Annotated in this window: 18 protein-coding genes and 1 tRNA gene; 9 read left to right on the top strand and 10 right to left on the bottom strand. The window is 39.9% G+C overall.

All coding sequences use genetic code 11. The annotated features are described in order from the left end of the window. Window positions 1-779 (top strand): BPL-N domain-containing protein (locus tag DPC56_RS07805; RefSeq protein WP_181454428.1); only part of this gene is annotated, 779 nt, incomplete at its 5' end. Window positions 780-892: 113 nt separating this feature from the next. Here DPC56_RS07805 and sfsA read toward each other — a convergent pair. Next, a complete protein-coding gene (gene sfsA / locus DPC56_RS07800) occupies window positions 893-1,591 on the bottom strand; it encodes a DNA/RNA nuclease SfsA (RefSeq protein ID WP_112094514.1) in 699 nt (232 codons plus the stop codon). An 88-nt stretch (window positions 1,592-1,679) separates the two neighbouring features. Here sfsA and cfbD point away from each other — a divergent pair, with 88 nt between their 5' ends. From cfbD to DPC56_RS07775, 5 genes are read left to right on the top strand one after another with little or no spacing between them, the layout of a single operon-like run. Beyond that, window positions 1,680-2,753: a Ni-sirohydrochlorin a,c-diamide reductive cyclase catalytic subunit gene (gene cfbD / locus DPC56_RS07795; RefSeq protein WP_112094513.1), complete on the top strand. Its 1,074-nt coding sequence runs from the start codon at window positions 1,680-1,682 to the stop codon at window positions 2,751-2,753. Continuing rightward, window positions 2,746-3,753, top strand: a complete 1,008-nt coding sequence (locus DPC56_RS07790; protein ID WP_112094512.1) for a sugar phosphate nucleotidyltransferase — start codon at window positions 2,746-2,748, stop codon at window positions 3,751-3,753. The genes cfbD and DPC56_RS07790 overlap by 8 nt, the downstream gene beginning before the upstream one ends. A 6-nt stretch (window positions 3,754-3,759) precedes the next feature. Beyond that, on the top strand, window positions 3,760-4,356 hold the full coding sequence (gene hisH, locus DPC56_RS07785) for an imidazole glycerol phosphate synthase subunit HisH (protein ID WP_112094511.1): 597 nt from the start codon (window positions 3,760-3,762) through the stop codon (window positions 4,354-4,356). 8 nt (window positions 4,357-4,364) lie between these two features. Beyond that, entirely contained in the window at window positions 4,365-5,720 is a 1,356-nt protein-coding gene (locus DPC56_RS07780; protein ID WP_112094510.1) for an AIR synthase-related protein, read from the top strand. Next, window positions 5,710-6,144: a hypothetical protein gene (locus DPC56_RS07775; protein ID WP_112094509.1), complete on the top strand. Its 435-nt coding sequence runs from the start codon at window positions 5,710-5,712 to the stop codon at window positions 6,142-6,144. The genes DPC56_RS07780 and DPC56_RS07775 overlap by 11 nt, the downstream gene beginning before the upstream one ends. Before the next feature lie 548 nt (window positions 6,145-6,692). Here DPC56_RS07775 and polC read toward each other — a convergent pair. Then, window positions 6,693-9,983, bottom strand: a complete 3,291-nt coding sequence (polC, locus tag DPC56_RS07770) for a DNA polymerase II large subunit (RefSeq protein WP_112094518.1) — start codon at window positions 9,981-9,983, stop codon at window positions 6,693-6,695. Between the two features lie 105 nt (window positions 9,984-10,088). On the opposite strand from polC, the gene DPC56_RS07765 reads away from it, so the two are divergent. Both DPC56_RS07765 and purB read left to right on the top strand, forming a co-directional pair. Further along, on the top strand, window positions 10,089-10,247 hold the full coding sequence (locus DPC56_RS07765) for a preprotein translocase subunit Sec61beta (protein WP_112094508.1): 159 nt from the start codon (window positions 10,089-10,091) through the stop codon (window positions 10,245-10,247). Between the two features lie 17 nt (window positions 10,248-10,264). Next, the gene (purB, locus tag DPC56_RS07760) at window positions 10,265-11,614 is read left to right on the top strand and encodes an adenylosuccinate lyase (protein WP_112094507.1); all 1,350 of its coding nucleotides are present in this window, start codon (window positions 10,265-10,267) and stop codon (window positions 11,612-11,614) included. Between the two features lie 23 nt (window positions 11,615-11,637). Here the strand turns inward: purB and DPC56_RS07755 are convergent, their stop codons facing one another. From DPC56_RS07755 to DPC56_RS07730, 6 genes are all read right to left on the bottom strand, one after another. Beyond that, window positions 11,638-14,019: a heavy metal translocating P-type ATPase gene (locus tag DPC56_RS07755; protein ID WP_112094506.1), complete on the bottom strand. Its 2,382-nt coding sequence runs from the start codon at window positions 14,017-14,019 to the stop codon at window positions 11,638-11,640. Continuing rightward, window positions 14,016-15,236, bottom strand: a complete 1,221-nt coding sequence (locus tag DPC56_RS07750; RefSeq protein ID WP_112094505.1) for a metal-dependent hydrolase family protein — start codon at window positions 15,234-15,236, stop codon at window positions 14,016-14,018. Before DPC56_RS07750 ends, DPC56_RS07755 begins: the two co-directional genes overlap by 4 nt. Before the next feature lie 279 nt (window positions 15,237-15,515). After that, window positions 15,516-17,537, bottom strand: coding sequence for a right-handed parallel beta-helix repeat-containing protein (locus DPC56_RS07745; protein ID WP_245923983.1), 2,022 nt, complete (start codon window positions 17,535-17,537; stop codon window positions 15,516-15,518). A 269-nt stretch (window positions 17,538-17,806) separates the two neighbouring features. Next, entirely contained in the window at window positions 17,807-18,205 is a 399-nt protein-coding gene (locus DPC56_RS07740) for a DUF126 domain-containing protein (RefSeq protein ID WP_112094516.1), read from the bottom strand. A gap of 11 nt (window positions 18,206-18,216) precedes the next feature. Then, entirely contained in the window at window positions 18,217-19,461 is a 1,245-nt protein-coding gene (gene truD / locus DPC56_RS07735; protein WP_112094504.1) for a tRNA pseudouridine(13) synthase TruD, read from the bottom strand. A gap of 206 nt (window positions 19,462-19,667) precedes the next feature. Further along, window positions 19,668-20,060 (bottom strand): hypothetical protein, encoded by a 393-nt coding sequence (locus DPC56_RS07730; protein WP_112094503.1) that lies wholly within the window; start codon window positions 20,058-20,060, stop codon window positions 19,668-19,670. A gap of 339 nt (window positions 20,061-20,399) precedes the next feature. Between DPC56_RS07730 and DPC56_RS07725 the strand changes: the two genes are divergently transcribed. Beyond that, a complete protein-coding gene (locus DPC56_RS07725; RefSeq protein WP_112094502.1) occupies window positions 20,400-21,512 on the top strand; it encodes a pseudomurein-binding repeat-containing protein in 1,113 nt (370 codons plus the stop codon). Window positions 21,513-21,579: 67 nt separating this feature from the next. Here DPC56_RS07725 and ftsA read toward each other — a convergent pair whose 3' ends face one another. Together ftsA and DPC56_RS07715 are read right to left on the bottom strand one after the other, a co-directional pair. After that, entirely contained in the window at window positions 21,580-22,929 is a 1,350-nt protein-coding gene (gene ftsA / locus DPC56_RS07720) for a coenzyme F390 synthetase (RefSeq protein WP_112094501.1), read from the bottom strand. Window positions 22,930-22,960: 31 nt separating this feature from the next. Further along, a tRNA-Arg gene (locus tag DPC56_RS07715) sits at window positions 22,961-23,032 on the bottom strand. Window positions 23,033-23,439 lie beyond the last annotated feature (407 nt).

The raw sequence follows: 23,439 nt of genomic DNA, 5'->3' as shown, positions 1-23,439 counted from the left end.
GCATTGGCAAAATAAACTACCAAAGCCTAATCTACGCCTACAGCAGGATAATAAACTTCTACAACACCAACGGAAGACTACCAAATTATGTGACAATAAAAAATGTTGGCATTGCAAGGGACCCGAACAGTATAAAGGAAGTTAGGGTGTTAATTTACAGTGGCTATGACGCTTCAACAAATTGCGTGAATGGTATAAAATATTGTCTAGATGCTGTTAAACTCAATTCAGTGAAGTTCACCTATGCTACGAGTACTGTTATAAATTCAAATGTCCTTGCATCCTATGACGTTCTAGTGATGCCTGGTGGTACTTCTGGCTTAAGTTATCTGAGGAACCCGAATATCAGCGCTTCGGCGATCAAGTCGTTCGTAAGTAATGGTGGGGGATACCTTGGAATATGTGCAGGTGCATATGCAGCTTCAATAGCAGTTGACGGATACTATGGCGGTTGGGGACTTGCAGATGTACGATGTAAGGCTGTAGAATATGAGGGTAATCTGAATATTTCCATCACGTCTGCTGGGGCGAGTATTTTAGGTCTCAGCGGAACCCAGACAATTTGTCATTGCAATGGAGCTGCAATGTATGCGGTAGGGGCAGCAACCAGCCTCGCCACCTATGCTGATAGTAAAACAGGATACGAGGGGTATATTGCTGCTGTAGCAGATACTTATGGTTCTGGTAGGGTTATATTATGCGGACCTCATCCAGAATTAACTCCCAGAATCCCCCAGATGGTTGTTAAGATGATAGCATGGCTTGCAAAGGTGACATAAATTCTTAGTGGATTAATGCCAAGAGAACACCCCGAGATTTGAGAAAGATGGGAGTTTATTAGGCCACGCAACCGTATAACCTCCCATTCAATATTTAATTTTTCTTTAAAGGTTTATAGGATTGCTTTTATCCTTTTTTCAGGTTCTATTATAAAATTTTTGTTTAATCTAGTTCTTAAAGTGACTGGGAGGATTATAACACCCTTCTTAACAGCCTCTTTAAGGGTTTCAGCGAATTTTGGGTCTATAGTATCGTTTGGGGAAAATATCCTAGCCTTTTTCCTGAATATTAGGAATAGTATAGAGCTTTTAAATCCTAATTCTGTTGCTTTCATCAGTTCTTCAAGATGGCGTTTACCCCGACTGGTGGGAGCATCTGGGAATAATGCCCGATCACCTTTTAAAAGCGTGCAACCTTTAACCTCGAGGAGCATTTTTTCACTATCACGACCTAAAAGGAAATCTAATCTGCTTTCACCGAACCTATATTCTCTTTTAATTATCTTATAACCTTCTAATTCTTTGATAAGCTGGGATTCAATAATCTCCTTGGCTATATCATTATGTAAACCAGAATTTATAAGAACCCATTCACCATTCTTAAAAACGGCTATAACATCAAAACGCGTCTTACGATCCCCCCTAACCGGCATATACCTTAAAAGTAACTTACTCCCAGGTCTCAGAAGATCTTCCAATCTCCCAGGATCTCTCAGATGGGCCCTAAATTTATAACCACCCCTATCAACTAATACCGTGAAACGATTAGGCCTTCCAAGAAAAGTTGATAGAGTAAGATTTTTTATTTTCATACTCTATAATATTTACAAATCTTAAAAAGGATAAAAAATTTGTCCTCAAGGACACAGATAACAAAATTATAATGAGAGGTGGAAATGATTGCATCCAAGGCCTAGTCCAATAGCAGCAGCACTTTACACCCTAAGGGATCTTGACGTTGATGTGATAATCATACATGGGCCCACAGGATGTTGCTTCAGAACTGCCAGACTTCTTGAAAATGATGGTGTTAGGGTTTTAACCACGGCAATGTCTGAAAATGATTTCATATTCGGAGCGCATGAGAAACTGGAAAAGACTCTGAAAAAAGTAGAGAAAATGTTCTCTCCCAAACTTGTAGGGGTAGTGGGGACTTGTGCGAGCATGATAATAGGCGAAGACCTTAAAGAGGCTGTTCAGAAGGCTAACATATCCGCGAAGGTGCTTACAGTAGAATCGCATGGAGGCTTTGGTGAAGGAGACAACACAGAAGGGGCTATAATCGTATTAGAAGAGGCCGCCAAATCAGGTCTGATAACCTGGAAGGAGGCTGAAAGACAGATAAAAATGCTTAAAAAGGCCACTGAGATAGAAAAAACCCGTGGAATGGCACAAGGAGAGTATATAAAACCATCTCATGGTGATGACAAGGATAAAGTCGCCCTCAAATTCTTAGAAAGTTTAAAAGATAATGAAAAGGTTGCCATGGTATTAAATGCAAAAAAAGAGACAGCCTACCTTTTCGCAGACATTCTGAAACTACCCCAATTAAACCCCAAAACCCTAATAATAGCTAATCTCCGAGATGATATCGGGCTTCCAAGGATAAGAAAACACGCAAAGAATATAAAATCCGAACTCGAAAGAAATGGGATCAAAATCGATTATCTCACAGGTGGACTAGACGAATATCCCATCACAGGGGAAAGAGTAGGTAAAATCCTCCAAGAAGAAGAAGTCGAATTTGCTATTATAAGTGGCGTCCCCCACGCAGTCCCCATTGAAAGACTAAATATCAGATCAGTGGCAGTGACTGACGGGCCAAGACTTGTCAAACCTTTAAAAGAACTAGGATATGATTATGTTGTCGCGGAACTTGACGCACATGCCAAAACCCTCGGTGTGGATAGTATAGTCCCATCAGATTTTGGTGAAAGTATAAGAAAGAATATAGAGGTGATCCATAATGGCTAAAACCGTTGGCATGATACTCTGCGGGGGATTCGGCAAACGCCTAAAGCCCCTCACAGACAAAATACCAAAGCCTCTCATAGAAATAAAAAAGGGTTACACCATACTCGACAAACAATTATTCGATTTTAAAAGTGCTAATATAAACAAAGTATACCTTTTAACAGGTTTCCTTAGTGAAAAGATCGAAGAACGCTACGGTAACGAATACAAGGGCTTGAAGATAGAATATGTGAAAGAAGACGAACCCCTAGGGACATTAAACGCCATAAGATTAGGCATGGAAGCAATAGACGATGACAAACAATGCGTGATAAGAAATGGTGATGTAGTCGCAGACTTAAACCTGAAAAAGATGATCCACCTCGGCGAAAAATCCAATTATCCACTGACAATATTCATAACAAAAATGCAGTCCCCCTATGGTATAGTAGAAATAAGCGGGGATAAAATAATTGATTTCAAAGAAAAACCACTACTAAACTATTACATAAACGCGGGCGTATACTTCGCCAAAGAACCTCTAGATTTTGGAGACTTCGAAACAGGGGACATAGAAAAGACAATATTCCCAATGATGGCCAAAGAGAACAAACTCGGCTTCTACAAAGAAGACGGACTATTCTGGATGGCCATCGACACCTCAAAGGAACTCGAGGAGATAAGAAAAGAATACAAAAACAGAGAAGACAAACCATGGGGTTACGAAAAAATCCTCATAAACACAGACAAATACCTTACAAAAGAACTATTCATAAAAGAAGATTACAGAACATCATTCCATTACCATGAAAAAAAGGATGAAACAATGTACATAATAAAAGGCTCAGGATACATCGAATTCGAAGACAAAAAAAAGTACTTCAGCAAAAACGACATCATACGAATCAAACCAAAAACACCACACTCCATAGTAGCAATGGAAAACACCCTACTACAAGAAGTTTCAACACCCCACCCAGAAGACACCATAAGAATAAAAGACTTCTACGACAGATGGTAATGCACAATGATAACAATAATAGACTATGGCAGCGGAAACCTAAGAAGCATAAAAAACGCCCTAAAAAAAGTAGGATGCCAAGTAAAAATCACAAAAGATAAAAAACAAATAAAAAAGGCAGAAACAATAATACTCCCGGGGGTAGGGGCCTTCGGCAAAGCCATGAAAAACCTCAAAAATTACAAAGAAGCCATAATCAGGCACATAGAAGATGATAAACCCTTCTTGGGCATCTGCCTAGGACTACAACTCCTCCTTACAAAAAGTGAGGAAAGTCCCAACATCCAAGGGCTAAACATAATACCAGGAGAAGTCACCAGGATACCACCCCTTGGAAAAGTACCCCACATGGGCTGGAACCAACTAAACATAAAAAAGAACTGCCCAATCCTAGAAGGCCTAGAAGACGAATACTTCTACTTCGTACACTCATACCATGCCAAACCAAAAGAAAAAAAGGTTATAGCAGCCACAACAAACTACCACATAAAAATGGCCGCAGTTTTATGGAAAGACAACATATTCGCCACACAATTCCACCCAGAAAAAAGCGGGAAAGCCGGCTTGAAAATACTTAAAAATTTCGTCAAACTCTCAAAATAGTGATTATAATGGACATAGAAGGATTTGTAAGACGCAACATAAACCAGAAAGGATTAAAGAACATCCTAGCAGAACGCATATTAGAATTCAAAGACGTTGACAAAAGAACGGCCTTAAAATTGGCAGAAGCTGTTATAGAAGAAGTTAACCACACCCTCAAAATAGAAAAAGAAGAAGACAAACTCCTCAAAGAGATTATAGAATTCCCCAAAACAGAAATAACCATGGGTGAAATGGGCGTAGGTTCCAGGGGTGCGGGTGACTTTTTCGTCCACCGGAAAATAGCAGACATAGTCGCCAGCACAAACACAAAAGCATATATAACACCCACAGCCCAAGACGACGGTGGAGTTGTGAAAACACCCACAAAAAAGGACACAATCTATATCACAACCGCAATTGATGGCATACATTCACGCCTCAGCGAATACCCATTCCTCGGCGGATTCCATGTTACAAGAGCCGCCCTAAGAGATGTCTGCGTCATGGGCTCCCGACCACTCGCCATCCTAAGCGACCTACACCTCGCAGATGACGGTGACGTGGGCAAACTATTAGATTTCACAGCAGGTGTTGCAGCTGTCTCAGAACTAGTAAATGTCCCAATCGTCGCCGGGAGCACACTACGCGTTGGAGGAGACATGGTACTAGGCGACCGACTAGTAAGTGCAGTGGGGGCCATAGGAGTATCAGAGCACCCCCCAACCGCCAGAAAAAGAGCAGAGCCAGGAGACATTATACTACTAACAGAAGGGTCAGGTGGAGGTACCATAACAACTACTGCAATCTATCATGGACTATTCGACGTAGTATGGGAGACAATGGATATAAATTTCATAAAAGCCTCAGAAGCCCTCATGGAAGCCAACATACTAGGAGAAATCCACGCCATGACAGACGTAACCAACGGAGGACTGCGAGGAGACGCCCATGAGATTTCATCAACCACTGGAGTGGGACTAGAATTTTATGAGGATAAAATCATGGCCATGATAAACCCCAAGGTCCTTAAAATGCTCAAAAAACTTGAAATAGACCCCCTAGGGGTCTCAATAGATTCACTCATGATAATAGCGCCCGAAAGCATCTCAGACACCATCAAAGACATAATAGAGAGCGTTAATGTCAAAATAAATGAAATAGGCAAGGTAACAGATACTGGAAAGCCCATTCTCATCGGTGAAGATGGAGAAACCAAACTAGAACCCGCATTCAGAGAAGCGGCATATACTAAGATAAAAAAAGTAGTGGGGGAAGCAACACCAGAAGACTTTGACAAAATGAAAAAAAGAGTAGAAGAGGCAACATCCAAGGCCATAGAAAAAAAGAGAAAAGTGGTGGAGGCCATACGAGGTGGAAGATAAAGGTTTCATATACACATTAGATGCAATACTTGCACTTACCATACTCTTAATAGTGACAGCATCCCTAACACATTTTTTAACATTAGAACATTATCTCCCATCAGAGTATAGGAATGAAAACTATAATGCTGTGGATATAATGGAACTCATGGCAAATTATGAAACAGGAAACGGCACAATCCTTGAGATGATCAGCCACGAACTCAGCTCCTACCAAAACCGTGAAGAAGCTATAAAAGAAGCTAATATGATAGCGAATGAATTTTTAAATTCAAAATTTCCAGGAATAAAATATAATCTAATAGTATACAATGGCCTCGAGTCAATTACGATAGCCTCAAATGCTGACATGTCAGAAGCAGATAACATAAACTCTGCCACAAAAAACTATAACAATTATACATTTCAGCTATACATATGGTAGACACCCTTTGGGAGTTAAAAGTGTTCCAATCGCTAATGTTATAGATATTCGATGATTCATAAGGTTTTGTAATTATTTAACCGTCATAAAGCTTTTTTGTCATGCAATGTATCCAAGATTAAATAGTGAAAGCGGAAAGAGCATTTTGTGATTGCGTATCAAAATTTGAACGATATTGTGTCGCTTTGGCAAGTTAACAGAATTGAAAAAAATATGCAGTAGACTTCTTAGCTTGTCGCAGATTGAAATAAAATAGAAATATTTAAATCCATTTCAATCCCATTTTGGCCTGATTTTAACAGAGACTGATTCACATCTAAGAGAATTATATGAGTAATTTCAATCCCATTTTGGTCTGATTTTAACGTGACAAAATTCCAGATCGCTTGACCCGCTGTAATCAATTTCAATCCCATTTTGGTCTGATTTTAACTTATTTCGTTTAACCCTGATATAACGAAAATGCACCCTACTCACCAAGTAAAAATTGAAAAAATTTAACGATATGAATGTATCCCCTCATAAGAACCCCCCTATAACTGATAATATCACAAGAATATGTCCAGTGAACTTTGTTTGGATCTGTCACTCTCAAATAGGGAGTTCACACCAAATTCCAGTATGTTAATTCTCTGCATGAGATAGGGGTCTATGGGATATTTTCCAGCTAGTTCCTTTGATATTTCCAAATATTTTATAACTGACCCCTTTGACACTGTTAGTACAAGGTTTCCACCACATTTGCATTTTCCTGTGAGTGGTATTCGCCTATATTTCCGGTTGCATCTTGTACATCGTACCTTCTGTTTTGTGAATGCCCGAATGTTCCCCATCATATCTGGTAGAAAATGTGAGAGTAGAACGCCCTCCACTACCCTCCGCTGATCCACGGCCCTTATCTTTTCCGCAAGTTCGATCTGAGAATCAACCTTTTCTTTCATTGTGGGTAACATCTTATATAGACAAGTTCTAGGTCCTGAATTAATGTTTGATGTGTCATGGGAAAACATTAATCCCTCGTATTGTTTTGGTGTGCCGAGACGTTTTTTAACATTATCAATTAGGTTTGTAACCTTTGAGGGTTTGGCATATTCTAATGTTTTCTCATAGAATGCGAGTGGTAATGAATCCATTGTATCGATGTTGTGTGATTCGTCGTCGATTTCTTCGGGGTCTATCCTTGATGATAGGACGAGTGGCGCGTCCATGCTCCCCCCTCTACTACTCGGGAGGTATGTTTTAGAGAAATTGAGAAGAGCATCTAATAATAGTATTATGGCGTCTTCGTCGCTGTCGCAGTTCCTTCTTTTAGCTGAGTGGAAGTAGGGGTGTGCATAACATGCTGATGCTTCAGTGAATCCTATTATCCTCCCTAGGACTCCTGCAGAGGTGTGGGGTGCCAATCCGATTATTAAATGGCCGATTAGATCTTCCCGTTTTTTGACATTATAAAACCTTTCAAGGCCGTAGAATCTTTCTAGGAGGTCGTCGACGAATGATGCGACTTTCATGAGGTAATCCGCGCATTCTTTTGATATTACTACGTCTTGGACTTTTAATTCCACTATTTGGTCCTCATCTTGTAAACTTTTGCCTTGGAAGTCTGTCTTGTATCCTAATTCTTTTAATTTTTCTATGGTTACGCCAATCTCTGAGGGTTTGAAGTGGGTGAGTGGGAGGTCTGTGGAATCGTGTCTTATTGTAGCATCTTTGAAGGTGAAGACCTCGTTTTTAGCTCTTAGAACGCCCTTTTCTAGTGGTTCTGGAAATTTGTCGCGGGATATCATCCCTTCGACTCCTTTTATTTCTTCGAGTTTGCGGATTCCCATGGTTTCGGTGGCTTTCTTTAAAAGTTGCATGAGGTTTATGGATCTTTTGGTTGGTTTGCCCATTTCTGTTTTTTCACCACATTGTGGACACTTTGATTGCATGAAGCTTATTTTGCATTTGGGGCATTTTGCTCTGCCTATTTCTACTCTAATGTTTCCTTTTTTAGCTGCGTCGATGATGTTACGTCGGCTGCCGCCATGTTTACCTATTGGGAATAATACGTGGGGTGCTGGGCGCATTTTCCTTTCTTTGCTTTTCTCGGGCCTTCCGACGCGGGCTCCGATATAAGTAGGGGCTTTTTTCATGATTTTAACAGGGGATGCATTGTTTATTGCTTTGATAGGGTCTTTTATGTCTTCCATGGGCTCTTTTAGGGTGTTTAGGAGGGCGTATGCGTCATCGGCTCCTATTATAACTTTGTCTTTTCTAAGTTTATGTGGAACTCCTAGTATTTCCAGTATTCTCTTTGGGGGCGCTAAGGGCAATTTTAATTTACCTTCTTCTTTTTTTCCGCGTTTTAGCCACTCCTGGAGGTTTCTGAGATCCTCTGTTGTGACATCATGATAGAAGTAGGTGTAGCGCGGATGTAATGGCACATCATATTCTAGGGAGATTTCGAATGCTTCCTTTGCACCTACTTTTATCTTATTCCAGCGCCCCTTGAATTTTTTAAGGTTTAATGGGTCTTCTTTGGCATTATATTTTTTTGAATTGAGGATTGATTGGACCCACCATTCTTCACACCATGCTGCGGGCATTAATACATGGTTGTTCCTTAAAAATTCTCCAAAGGCTACTAGCATGTCGCCTAAGAATAGTATTTCTTCCACTTCTGGTTTGACTTTTTTGGCTTCTTCGATTGTTTCGATTTTGATTACGTCCCCGTTTTTGAGTTTGACTATTGGTCCTTCGATTGTGTCCACTGGTACGACGCAGTTGCCTTTTCCTGGTCTTTCAATTTTCATTTGTGTCCCTATTGCTAGGAATTCTAAAAGTTCCATCGTGGCTGGGTTCACTCCCATAGCGGCTAATCCTGTGTTTCTTGAACGGCCATATCTTAATCTGAAGGCCCCTTTTTCTGATGGACATCCTAGGACTGGTCTTCCACCGATTATATCCTCTATGTATTTGCTGTCGGCTTTTATGGTGATTTCATCTTTTTTATCGGATTTTAGTGTTTTTGAGAATTTTTCCAACCATTCCCATCCTTCGAGTTTTAGTTGTTTGGCGTATTTAAGTACCTTGGGGGCCTTTTGTATGACTCCTTCAACCATTGCAAGGAGGGCTCCTCCACGGATGTGATTGGTTTCTACACGTTTAAGATCCCTGTGTGAGACTTCTATTTTGTCTGTTGGCTCTCCTGTAACTTCTATTGGGATATTCTCGGCAGCAAGTCTTACTTCATCAGGGGTTGGTGAATATTGTAGGTTTGTCACTTCTGATTCGTATAATTCAACTTCTTCAACATAACGTTCTATTTCCCTGTCGGTGGGCTTGTAACGATCCAATCCTATCTTTATCCTTATATAATCTGCTATTAGAACTGCTAATGCCGATGCTGTCCCCCCAGCGCTCCTTATAGGCCCTGCAAAGTATACTGCTAGGTAATTTGACTCATCGAAATTGTTTTTGATAGTTACTTTAGCGATTCCTTCGAGGGGTGCTGCCACCACGCCTTCTGTTAATATTGCAAGGGCTGTTCTCAAGGCCTGATCCGCAAGTTCTTGTCTCTTGGACCATAATCTGTCCTCATCTGTTTCATCTATACGCTGGGATGCTATCTCAGCAGCTATCTTAAATGCTATCTCCTCTCTACTATGTTCTTTTTCTAAAGATTTGATCCTCTGAGCAATGCCCTCAGGGCCTACTAGTCCTTCAACCCTCTCTGCAAGGTCCTTTGCAAGGGGTATTTCAGGTTCTATTGAGGCGTCTAAACCCTTAGCCCTGGCCTTACGGGCTATATCATAAAGCTTATTTGTCTCCTTTTCTAATTCATTAAAATATTCCATCATAATCATAACCTTAAAAAAATGATTTTGATCCCGATTAAATAATATATTATACTATGGATGATATAAAATTTCTACAAAAGAGATTAGTGGGGTGATGAGTAAATGGCTAAAAAGGATAAAAAAACGCTTCCACCCAGTGGTGCTGGGCTTGTAAGATACTTTGAGGAAGAGACAAAGGGTCCTAAACTCACACCAGAACAAGTAGTTGCAATGAGTATAATACTAGCCGTATTCTGCCTACTACTCAGGTTCTCAGGTTAAACCTCTCTGGTGATGTGATGGCAATCCACCCCATCGAATTCAGATACGGCACGCCTGAAATGAAAAAGGTGTGGGACGCTGAAAACAAACTACAAAAAATGCTAGATGTGGAAGCGGCTATAGCCGAGGCAGAAGCCAACTTAGGAATCATACCAGAGTATGCAGCGGAAGAGATAAAAAGAAAAGCCAAAACAAAGTTCGTGAAACTTGAAAGAGTGAAACAAATCGAGAAAGAGACAAAACATGACATTGCAGCCCTAATAAAAGCACTAGCAGAACAATGTGAAGGCGATGCAGGAGAATACATCCACTTCGGGGCCACATCAAACGATATAATAGACACAACAAATTCCCTACTCTTTAAAGAATCCATAAAAATCTTAAAAGACAAGATCATCAGATTAATAAAAATCCTTCTAAAATTGGCTGATGAAAACAAAAAAAGGGTTTGCATTGGCCGAACCCATGGCCAACATGCACTACCCACAACTTATGGTATGAAATTCGCCCTCTGGGCCGATGAAATGCACAGAAACCTTGAGAGGTTAAAATCGGCCGAAAGACGATTATGTGTAGGTATGGTGACCGGGGCGGTGGGCACCACGGCAGCCTTGGGCGAAGACGGCTTGAAAGTGCACTTGAAAGTTTCCAAATTACTCGGCTTGGAACCCGCTCTAATATCGAATCAAGTCATCCAAAGGGATAACCACGCCGAATTCATCATGGTATTAGCTAATATTGCAACAACCCTCGACAAGATAGCCCTAGAAATCCGTAACCTTCAGAGGACAGAGATCATGGAAGTTTGTGAGAAATTTGACCCTGAAAAGCAAGTTGGCAGTAGTACAATGCCCCATAAGATGAACCCGATAACTGCAGAGCGCATATGTGGCTTGGCCAGGGTTATACGTTCACATGTGATAACTGCACTTGAAAATAATCTCCTTTGGCATGAAAGGGACCTCACCAACTCATCCCCAGAACGCATAATATTCCCAGAAGCATGCATATTAACAGATTATATCCTACATTTAACTATAAACCTAATAGAGAACCTCGTGTTCTTTGATGAAAATATAGAAAAGAACCTTAAACTTACAAATGGTCTCATAATGGCAGAAAGATTAATGGCGGAATTGGCCAAGAGGGGTATGGGAAGGCAAACAGCATACAAGATCGTGAGAGAATGTGCAATAAAGGCCAGCCAGGAAAGAGTACCCCTTATAAAAGTTGCAGGAGAAAAAAGTGAAATAATGGAATATTTAAACCGGGAGGAACTCAAAAATATCATGAACCCTCATACATACATAGGATCCGCCATTAAAATAGTTGAAAACGTGCTCAAAAAATCAAGAGAATGGTTCTAGGACCACATATGGTAGTGGGAGTGTTATTTCTCCATTTTTTTAGCTGGTGGGGTGTATGATCGCAGAAGTAACGATAATGATACAACTGTGACTGAACTTAGTGCCATTGCAAGACCTGCGAATTCGGGTCTGAATGTTAATTTGAATGTTGGATAAAGGATGCCAGCGGCTACTGGTATGAGGATCATATTATATGCAAATGCCCAGAAGATGTTCCATTTGACGCGTGAAACGACTTTCCGGGCTAATTGGATGGCTGCAGGGACATCGATTGGATCATCCTTTACCAATACGATATCTGCTGCTTCTATCGCAACATCTGTGCCGCTTCCAATGGCGATTCCAACATCAGCGGCTGCAAGAGCTGGAGCATCATTTATACCGTCGCCAACAAATGCTACAGTACCATTCTCGCGCATCTTGGAAACTATATTAACCTTATCTTCTGGTAGAACCTGTGAGAGTACTCTAGCTATTCCTAATTTCTCTGCCACGGCTTTTGCTGTTATAGGATTATCTCCAGTCACCATAGCAGTTTCTAAGCCCATTTTTTCAATGGCTTTTATGGCTTTTGGAGAAGTTTCTTTTATTTTATCCGAAACTGCGATGATTCCCAGGAGCTCTTGGTCCTTGCCAACTAATACTATGGTTTTACCTTCTTCTTGTAATTTTGATATTATATCCCCAATATCGTCTAGGGGTATTTTGTTATCCTTGAACAAACTTATATTACCTACTAGTATCTTTTGGGAGTTGGTAGATCCTATTAGGCCCTTCCCAGGGATTGGCTTAAGTTCATGAACTTTGAGGAGGGGTATGTTTTTCGCCTTTGAAACTATTGCCTTGGCTATTGGATGTCTTGAATTGGCTTCGATACTAGCAGCCAATTGTATGATATCCTTTTCATCTCCTTTGAGTGGTATTATATCTGTGATGTATGGTTTGCCTTCGGTGAGCGTCCCTGTTTTGTCAAAGAGGACTTTGTTTATTTTTTCAGAAGCTTCTAGTATTTCGCCTTTTTTGATGAGAATACCGAGTTCTGCGCCTCGGCCTATGCCCACGGTAACTGCTGTTGGTGTTGCGAGTCCGAGGGCGCATGGACATGCCACTACCAATGTTGATATAAGGACAGTTAAAGAGAATAGTAGTCCCATGCCCTTAAGGTACCAGAATGTGAAAGCCGTGAATGCTATTATTAGAACCGTGGGTATAAAATATGAAACAGCCTTGTCAGCTATCCTCTGTAAGGGCGGTTTAGATCCTTGAGCCTCCTCTACCAATCTTATAATCTTTGCCAGGAATGTTTCCTTTCCTGTGTGGGTTGTTCGGATTTTTATGATACCATCAGTATTAATAGTGCCCGCCACTACATTTTTTCCCTTATATTTAAACACTGGGATGGGTTCTCCTGTTACCATTGATTCGTCAATGTGCGCTTGTCCTTCAATTATAATACCATCTACTGGTATTCTATCCCCAGTTTTCACGATTATTATATCATTCTCTTTTAGGGTTTCCACTGGCACTTCTATTTCTTTATCATCTTTGAGTAAAGTTGCGGTTTCTGGTTGGAGTTCTAACAATTTTTTGATAGCTTCTGATGTTTTACCCTTGGCTTTTGCCTCGAGGTATCTTCCGAGTGTTAAGAAGGCTGCTAACATTAAAGCTGTTTCATAGAATACGAAATTCTGGGATAGTATGTTAAATGTGCCTAGTAAGCTGGAGATGAATGCGACTCCAATACCCATGGAATACATGACATCCATGTTAAGTGTTTTAGCCTGGAGTGAACGTATCGCGGCATCAAATATGGGATAACTTACATATAAAAATGGCAAAATCGATACTAGGAGCATGATATAATTCATAGAAGGAAATTGTATCTTGAGATACATTATGGCCATGAGGGGAATCGAAACCCCCAAACCTACTATTATCCTTTTCTTTTTGGATTTAAGATCCTCTAAAATCTTTTCATCAACTAGTTCCCCGCCAGTGCCAAGAAATTGGTATCCAAGTCCCTCTATGACCCTTTTGATATCTTCTGTGGATATTAGGTCCTTATTATATTCTATGTATGCTGTTTCAGCTCCTAGGTTTACTGTGGCGTCTATTATACCCTCTAGTTGTTCTAATCCTGATTCTATTGCCTTGGCGCACATTGCACAAGTCATGCCTCCTACTTTGACCTGAATCTTATCATTTAAAACCTGATACCCAGTCTCTTTTATTACCTCTTCTATGTCTTTAATTCCGATCTTCTTGGGATCGTATTCTACAGTGGCTTTTGCTGTTGCAAAATTTACATTAGCCTCTCTGACACCCTCAATTTGTCTAAGTGCTTCTTCTATTCTCAGAGCGCATCCTGCGCAGCTCATCCCACCTATCCTAATATTAACCTTCATAATATTTCCAAAAGATTTTTGAGTATTTTACCGTCTTTTACTACGAGGAGTATGTTGTCAGGGTCTGCAAGACTTTTTATGTTTTCAAGGGGGTTCTCTTTTACCACGAGAATATCTGCAAGTTTGCCCTTATCAAGGCTTCCTATCCTATCATCCCATCCAATACACTCTGCCGCCTTTAAAGTGGCGGATTCCAAAATCTCAGCAGGTTCCATCCCTATATCGTACAAGTATGAAAGTTCTTTGAGGTTTTGTCCATGGTCTATAACCCCTGAGTCAGTGCCCATGAGTAATTGGACTCCTTCTTCATAGGCGGCTTCTATATTTTCTCTATGAACCTTCGCGATTTCTATAGCATCTTTTCTAGTGTAACCTGGAATTTCACTTTTCTTAGCTTTTCTGGCAAGTTCTGCCGTCACGAAGAATGTTGGCACAAGATAAATTCCCTTATCCCGCATTTCAGCCGCTGTTTTCTTGTCAATGTACGTTCCATGTTCTATCGAATCTATACCAGCTTTTATACAATTTTTTATACCTTCCAGTCCGTGTGCATGGGCCATTGTCTTTTTACCCTTAAAATGAGCCTCCTCCACTATGATTTTTAACTCTTTCTTGGTGAATTGGGTGTCATCAGGTTTGTCATTGACGCTCATCACACCCCCAGTAGCCATGATCTTTATAACATCTGCTCCAGCCCTTAAAACTTCTCTAGTCTTTTTTCTCACCTCTGATGGGCCATCACATATGCCACTAGGCAATCCAGGATACTTGAGTTCAATGTCTAATCCTGATTTCATGTGAAAATCGAAATGACCACCTGTTATCGAAAGTGGAGTCACACTTATCTGTATTCTAGGCGCGGGTATTATACCATTTTGGGAGGCGAGTTTAACCCCGAAATCCGCCATCCCCGCATCTCTTATCGTTGTTATCCCTGCATTGAGGGTTCTGCGCATATTATCTATGGCATTATAGAAATAGAGTGATAGTGGGGTTTCTATTCTATCCTCTAATTTAAAGCCCCTTTCCATGATATGTACATGCGCATCTATAAACCCAGGGAGTATGAAATAATCATCTGCATTGATAATATTAAACTCATTTTTTCGTTGATGTGAAATGGACTCTATTATATTCCCTTTTATCGAAACTGAACCTCTATAATGATCATTCGCTTTTAAATCTATTATTTCACCATTTATTATTAGTTTTTCCATAAACACACCCTAGTGCATATATTTAATCTGTATATTATTTACCCTTCTAAACTGTAAAATCTTTTATGGGTATGCTTGCATGCTTTTTTTTTTCGCAGATGATCTTCTTTTACTATTGCCAAGCCCCTCCATTCTGAAGTGTGATTACAGCAAAGAGAACGAGGATGAATGAACAATAATCCTTATATAACATGCTTGAAAATGGCCACTTGCGTATTCACGACTCTTCATGGAGGGTATAGAAGCCCAGACATGAAAGCGGAATACTCACGTTAAATCTTACATTTGTATATATGGGGGTTTAAACCCCCCACACACATAATTTATTGTTTTTTGTACGGATATCAGTCCCCCAAGAATTAAGAGAATAGCTATTACCATTCCTGTCAATGGCAAGCCTGTGTCTTCCATTCTAATAGTCCCGGTAGTAGGTGTTGCGTTAGTAAAATTTGGAGTTCCTTGAATATTTACCGAAGTTTGAACGATTTCGTAATCTGAGGCAGTTACTGTAGCAATACCTGCACCTTCATCAGCCCTTAAAAATGTGGTTGCCAGACCATTGACCCAAGGAACAGTCACTGATTTACTACCCAAATTTCCTAAGTTGGTGTTAAATGTCACTTTGGGTCCGCTGAAGAACAAGACAGCGTCCGGACTGTGATCACCATTTGCTGCATCATGGTAAACGTTAGCAGTAATAGTTGAACTTTCACCAACGCGTATTGTGGATGGGTTGGCTTTAATATTCAGAACTAGCCATGGATAGTAATTTAAAGTTCCATTGCCAGCGAAGAATTTACTGTTATCTGGGTTATTAGTACCATACCAGTTGTAGTAGGCATTGGTGTTACTGTTTTCTAGTTGATGAAAGAGCTTGTTCAGATCGTCTCGTATGGGTTTTAGGATCGGCTCCAATTCTGGATGCTTTTTGATGGCATCATCGAGAGGTTTGAGCATTTCATCGATGCTGGGTCCGAAGTTAGAGAATAAAAAGTTCTGGATATAATAGTCGTAGTTGACTATACGATTGTATTTTATTGTTCCGTTCGCTGAACAAATTACGATACCTATCCCTGAACCATGCCCTTCTAAATTGTTCCCAAAAATTTCAGTAGTATTAAAACCAGCAGCTACCATTGAAACGTCATTAGCTCCATGCACACCATTTATTGTGTTATAAATCATGTCTAGATGGTCCATGGCCGTGCCTACAATACCCGCAGCTATACTAGGAGAAGTAATATTTGAAATGCTGTTATTTTTCAAAGTTGCATTATATAACAAGCCTAAACCTAACATAGCAACAGATGCGTTGGCTTTGCTGATACTGAAAATTTGGTTATCTTCTAATTTTAAATTTCCCAGAGTGGGAGTTACTATCCCAACTGCTTGCTGCTCAGCTATTATATTGTATATCCTATTTTTAGAGATCGTGACCATTCCGTTTCCCACTATGGCGGCTTCGAGTGAATAAACTGAACTTTTGGTTGACCCTTGTAAAAAGGAAATTTCATTACTGGAAATCAAGGTACTATTACTGTTACTGACCAATTCCATCCCCATAATGGCGCTGAGGGCGCTAAAACCTGTGATAACGTTCCCATTGATTATTAAATTGGTGACATTGGCCACTTCTGGATTTCCACCAGCGCCTTTACTCTTTCCCAGTTGAAGTCCAAATATAGCGCCACTGGGCGCGCTTATATTGGATAAAGTGTTTCCAATGAAATTGAAGTCGGTCAAACTCCCATTTGTAGAAATAGTAACTCCATTTACGATTCCTTTACCAAACAAGTTGGCTATGTAATTTCCAGAAACATTAAAGAAACCATGGGAAAGGTTGCCCACTATACCGTTTTCGCTCTGACCGGATATGATATTACCAAGAAGTGTAATGTTACCCCCTGAAACGACAATCCCCGTTTTACCACCGTTAATTTCATTGTTTTTGACAATACAGTTATCTGCGCTTATATTAATTCCGATACCATTATGGGGGTTGTTTATTATGAAGCCGTCTATGATACTGCCACTGCCATCACCAGTACTATCATTTACTATAGTGAATCCTATGTTGTTTGGTTTTATTTCCACTTCATCCCCAAGATTGGCTTGGAGGGTGAGTTTTTTATTCACTATAACATCCTCAAGGTAGGTCCCATTGTGTACATTGATCACATCACCGTCAAGGGTATTGGTGCTATCAATTGCTGATTGGATGTTAGTGTAAATCTGATCAGAACCCACATCCCATTGGGCTGCTGATGCACTGCCGATACTTAAAAATAAAACAGCAACCAAAAGTAAATTCTTAAAAAATTTCCATTTTATTTTCAAATTTCTTACCACCAATAAATTAATACGCTTTAATATATGATAACATTTCTTATTTAATGTTTTGGAAAGTTGTTCAAAGTTTAAATCTTCGCTTAGAAAGTAGATTTTAAAGGGTTGATTTTTTAACATTGCAACCGAAAAGCCTTAGTTTTCAAGTGGTTGCGTAGGTTCACACAAAATTAGGATATGCTGAGGAAATTTTGAATAAAATAAACTATTTAGAGGGGCTTCTATCAAAGAATCCTTATGATACCTGCATATCCATCGACTTCAACTTTCATGGATTCTTTGATGATCCTCATAACGTCTTCTTCTGGTTTATCAACTAAGGGTATCCCTGCAATTATGGCTCCAGTAGCTATTATAGGTTCTGCTTCCATGCAAATGATAGCTGCTGGTGCTTTTTTGTTTTTAGCTAACTGGTAGATCACATATGATCCTACAGTTGACCCTTTCCCTCCCGGGATGATGAGAATCTTGCCTTTGATGCTTTTACCCTTAAGTGGATGTCTAGAATCGACTATGATCCCCGTTTTAGGATCAACCCCACCAAGGAAGCTCAAAGGTTCGTTTGACAATAATGCCCTTCCACGGGCTTTGCCCTCTGATAAAACTCTACATTTTATCTCCATTTTACCATCTTCTAAATCGATTTCTTCATGATCTCCCTTAATACCGCTGTTGCATAACATCCCTTCGGTATTGAAAACTCTACTATTATCCCATCATCCGTCGCCTGCACTGAAGTATCCCACACCCTAAATCTTATTGGCCTGCGCATACCATGACTCCCTAAACGGGGCATCTTCTCGCATTTAAAAAGATCTAAGGTTATCTCCTCCTCTTTAAGTATTCTTCTTTCGATTTCACCAACCTTTCCTGTTGCAAGCGGCACTTTGCTACCATACAATGGTGCTGTTGGATGGGCCTCAAACCTTTTTATCATTTCATCCAATTTTCTAGGTTCCTGGTTATGTATGATACGTTGTCGATTGTCGACTATGATATCCCCTTCTATATATTTGTTGATACCAAATTTTGCACGTTCGCTTACAACTTTGTTAAATAGATATGATTGGTATGCATGAACGAACATTCTTTTTAATGGTTTCGGTAATGTCTGTATTGCACGGGCATAGGACTCTTCAGTAAGGTCTCCTTTTCTTTTCTCTTCTTTTATAAGTCTTTTGAGCATCATGCGCTCGTATCTCATAGTGGGTGGCATCATTTCATATGCCTTTTCCAACCTTCCATTATCGTATGCTTTTCTTGCCTCCTTTATATCCTCTGGTTCATCCTCGTAGGGGCTTCCAATATATAAGTCCACAGCACCTTTAAGGTCTCCGAATAGTATGGCTTTGCCTACTAGATGTGTGTTGGCCCTTGGGGTGCCAAAGCGTTGCCATCCATAATAATTGGGCACTCCAATTTCTAACAGTTCTTTGAGCGTGTTCTCTGCCTCTTTTTTTGCAGAAGACTTCACACCTCTTATCTTTATGCGGAATTTGTTACCGATTAATTGCCCCATTCTCAACTTCTTCTGGTGTCGGGTTATTTTAAGGAATTTAACGTTATGTAATTTTTCATCTAAGCCTTTGACTTCCTCTGGGTCGATGTTGCTTATGCATATCCATTGTCTTGTGACCGCCGTCTTGTCTTTCATCCCTGCGAAGCCCATTCTCCAACGTGGCAAACCTAGCTCCCTTGCAATGTCTAATAAAACGTCTAAAGTTGTTCTACCTTTTTTCTCCATCCAAATCCACGTGTTAGGCCCTTGACCACTTGGTTGGATAAGTGGGATTTCCTCCACATAAAAATCTTCATATTTTACTCTGGTCTTACCACCTGTACCATCGCCCTTGGTTACATAAGTTTCCACGTTTAACATTTATCATCCATCACCTAGTTTAGTAATCTTTGTTCTCTGAAAGAGCTTTTGGTGTTCTTCTTGTGATGATATCCATGATATAACAATTAAACTTTAAAATAATCTGATACATTAAATTCTGATTAAACTTCAATTTCCTTTGGAGACTTAAATCCAAAAAACTTAGGGAAGGTTAAAGGCCAATTATCAGCTCCAAGGAGGCCATTTTATATATAACCCGATCCGCCACAGGTGGGGCATATTTCCACTGATGGTTCTCCATTTTCCTCGGTATAGTCGATGTACCCATTCCCGCCACATGTGGGACATATATGCCTTTGATTTGGATTATTTACTTGGTTTGAGGAGCTTGTCCCTTGACTTGAACTACTTCCCTGGTCTGGGTTTGAGGAGCTTGTCCCTTGACTTGAACTATTTCCCTGGTCTGATCCTGCCCCCTGACTTGAACTACCTCCCTGGTCAGTTGGAACAGATTTGTTTGTATCTATGTTACTTTTATCGAATCTTATACCGTTTTGATCGGATATTTGGAAAAATGTATACCCAACAGCCAGCCCGGCTAAAATTACCAAGCCGAGGATCAAATATTCTGCTTTCATTTAAATCCCTTCCCTTTCAAAAGACTTTTGTGGTTATGTTTATTACATTAGTGTGGAAATATTTAACTGCTTCGGCTTGGAAGACTTGATCATGAATAGGACAAAGGCCTTTTTAAAGGTCTCCAGTGGAGTCCAGTAATGATTGCGGAAAGTAAAGTTTATTTTCATATTTCTCAAAACTTGATAATCTTTGTTATATCTATTAACCTGACAAAGGGGTATGGATTAGTGATGTCTTTCATGTGGCTAGAATAGGATTTATGAATATTTAAATGGAAAATTTTATATAGAACATTTTCAGATAGTCATGATGTAATCCCAAGGAAGGGGTGTAAAAGAATGAAAAGATTTTTATTACTTGCAATCATGTTTTTCATTTTAATGAACGGTGTTCATGGCACTGATCTTTCCTATAGTGAGATTTCTGTAGCCTCTAAGGTAATCGAAAAGTATGGTTCTTCTAATGGCAAAATACCTAATGGAATTGTCATAGATAATAAGAGCATTTCCATGGACGATTACCTTTATGCGGCGGCGAGAACAACAATAAACCTAAATACCAACCAAAAAAAGACAATAACAACCAACAACTACAAACCGCCAACAAACCCACCAACCATTACAGCAACAGGAACACTCACAAAAACAGCATACCTACAAACAGCCCAAAACATCAAAAAATACATGGAAACCAACAAAAGATCACCAAACTATGCCACAACGAGCATTGGCAAAGTAAACTACCAAAGCTTAATCTACGCCTACAGCAGGATAATAAACTTCTACAATAACAATGGAAGATTGCCAAATTCTATAACAGTCATTGGAATCACAAAAAATCTAGTAAATACAACAAATGCTACGAATAGTGTAGTTATTGGCAGGACAGCTTATGGTGTAGTTGTGCGCGAAGGCCCTTATGGAAACTCCACTTCTCCTGATAAGGTGGTTTTTATAGTGGGTGTGCATCCTCTGGAGTCACAATCCCACAATGCTATTATCGAGGCTATAAGAACTTTAAATAGGTCTCTTAACAAATGTTACTACATTTACAGGGTAAATGTTACAAAGGATGCGTCTGATTACGAGAAGGGCAGGCTCAATGGCCAATTATTAGCTAACCAGTATGTAGTCCCCGATGCGAAAAAGATGTTACCAAAACTAGTAATTGATGTTCACTCAAATAAGGGCAATTATTTCGTGAACAATTTCTTATTCGTTCCCTATACTTCCACAGAAGCTAATAGAATAGCTAACATGATAAAAGATAAAACAAGTTGGTTAACAATTTACACTCCACCAACATCAACTAGCGCTACATATGTTACCATACCTTTAATAAAGGCAGGCATACCATCCATAATATATGAAACATACGCATATGATCCGTACGCCAAAACATTACAACATGCCACACAGATTGTTTCAATAATAGATGGCCTAGTCCTATAATCTTGAATGGGAGATAGAATCTACTTGTTTTATTCTACTCCCATTTTAAGATTTTCCACGAAAATATTTATCTTCTGTCAACTATCCTCTTTGGTCTTCCTCTTATCTTGTAAAATTCTAATTCTCCAGGACTCTTAAAATCAAATAGTATCTCAAATGTGCCATCTAGATAAGTGTGGTAAAGTTCTTTTTTTTCTTTGAAAAATTTTCTGAGAAAGTTTTCTTTTATAAATTCCCTATCACATTCTTCTATTTCTTTGCATTCAACTGATACTTTCATGGTAACAGGTCCTTCGTCCTCGTCACCATATAGGAATGCCTCATATTCCCCTGTGAGATATTCCATGTTTTCTCTTTGGAATACTGCCGCTTCAACATCAACCTTATTGAATGGGTGCCCAGCCACCCATACCGTCTCAGCTTCCCTCTCAGGACTCATTATGCGCATATGTGTTCTCCCACATTTGCATTTACCCCTTGATATCACCACTGTGGTATCCTCGGTGTCATAATTTAAAAGTAGAATTCCCGTCTTCGTTCCTACCGGCAAGAGCGTTGTTAAGACTATCCTACCACATTCACCGTCCTCGACAAAACTTTTAAGGCGTGGATCATACACGTCAAGGTGTACAAGATCCTCTGGGACATGCAGACCATCCTTTTCTGCGCATTCGCCGCACATTGTCCCCTCAGTACTGCCATAAGTGTTGAAAATATCCACATCCCAGATCTCTTCTAGGTATTCCCTTGCTTCCGGAGCGAAGCTTTCACCACCCACAACTAAACGCTCTATACTGGATTCGCTAGGGTCTAGGCCCTGATCTTCCATCCTCCTAGCAAGCCTTAAAAGCTTGAATATACTTGCAACTATACTCGTCGGCTTATAATTTTCTATTATGCGCACGGGAAATGTGCATTTACCCTCTGGGATGATTGTCATGCCAATCTTATGCGCTGCAAGGGTCATTGTGTTGGCACCAATATTCATCCCATAAGATGCGCATATAACAACCCTATCCTTTGCATCAAAACCTTGGGATACAAATGCCCTTGCATACTTTTCTGCATAACGTTGCCAGTCATCCCATGTTAAAAAGAAGGATTTTGGACGTCCGCTTGTACCGCTTGTTTCATGTATAGTGAAAATATTCTCCCATGAAGTAGCCTTGAACTCAAACCTTTCAGTTTCAGGGGGTTGATTCTCCCTTACAGTTCCCCCATCTATGATTGGTAATTCCCTAAGATCTTCATGTGACCTTATATCTGATGGTTTTATTTTATGTTTTTGGAACCATTTGGTATAGAATGGAACGTTTTCATATGCGTACTTGATAGTGTATCGGATGCGTTCTTCCACTATTGCATCAATATCATCACGATCCATTGTTTCAATTTCGGGGTTAAAATAGGATACCATAAAGATCACACAAAGTTTTATAAAGTTTAGATGCCCTGACCGGGACTTGAACCCGGGTGATAGGATCCGCAGTCCTACGTGATATCCGCTACACTATCAGGGCCCCTACAGAAATAATATAATAACATATTATTAATATTCTTTTCCCACAAAAAAGAAGATAAACCTCGCGGCAATGTACAGTAGTATTTTTTGCTTACAAGTTAAAACACTGCACATTTTCAGGACAAAACTTATGGCCCAATTGAAACTTTAGGAAGAGTGCTTTGCTAGAAATCAAAGGGGGGCTGAGTCCTAATTTTTTCTGTCCAGTAGATCGGAGTAACCTTTATATACTTGTTTTGTTTTATAGGGACATTATGGTGTTATCATGAAGAGAGTATTATATTTGGGTGTTTTCTTGGCATTTTTACTAGTGCTGGTCAACAGCGCCTCAGCAGCCCAATTAACATACAATGAAGTTTCAAACGCTTCAAAAATAATAGCTGACAAAGCGTCAAAAACAGGCCA

It is taken from the genome of Methanothermobacter tenebrarum, from assembly GCF_003264935.1.
Classification (GTDB): domain Archaea; phylum Methanobacteriota; class Methanobacteria; order Methanobacteriales; family DSM-23052; genus Methanothermobacter_A; species Methanothermobacter_A tenebrarum_A.
Note: the sequence above shows the minus strand (reverse complement) of the source record. Positions and strands in the feature narration are given on the sequence as shown.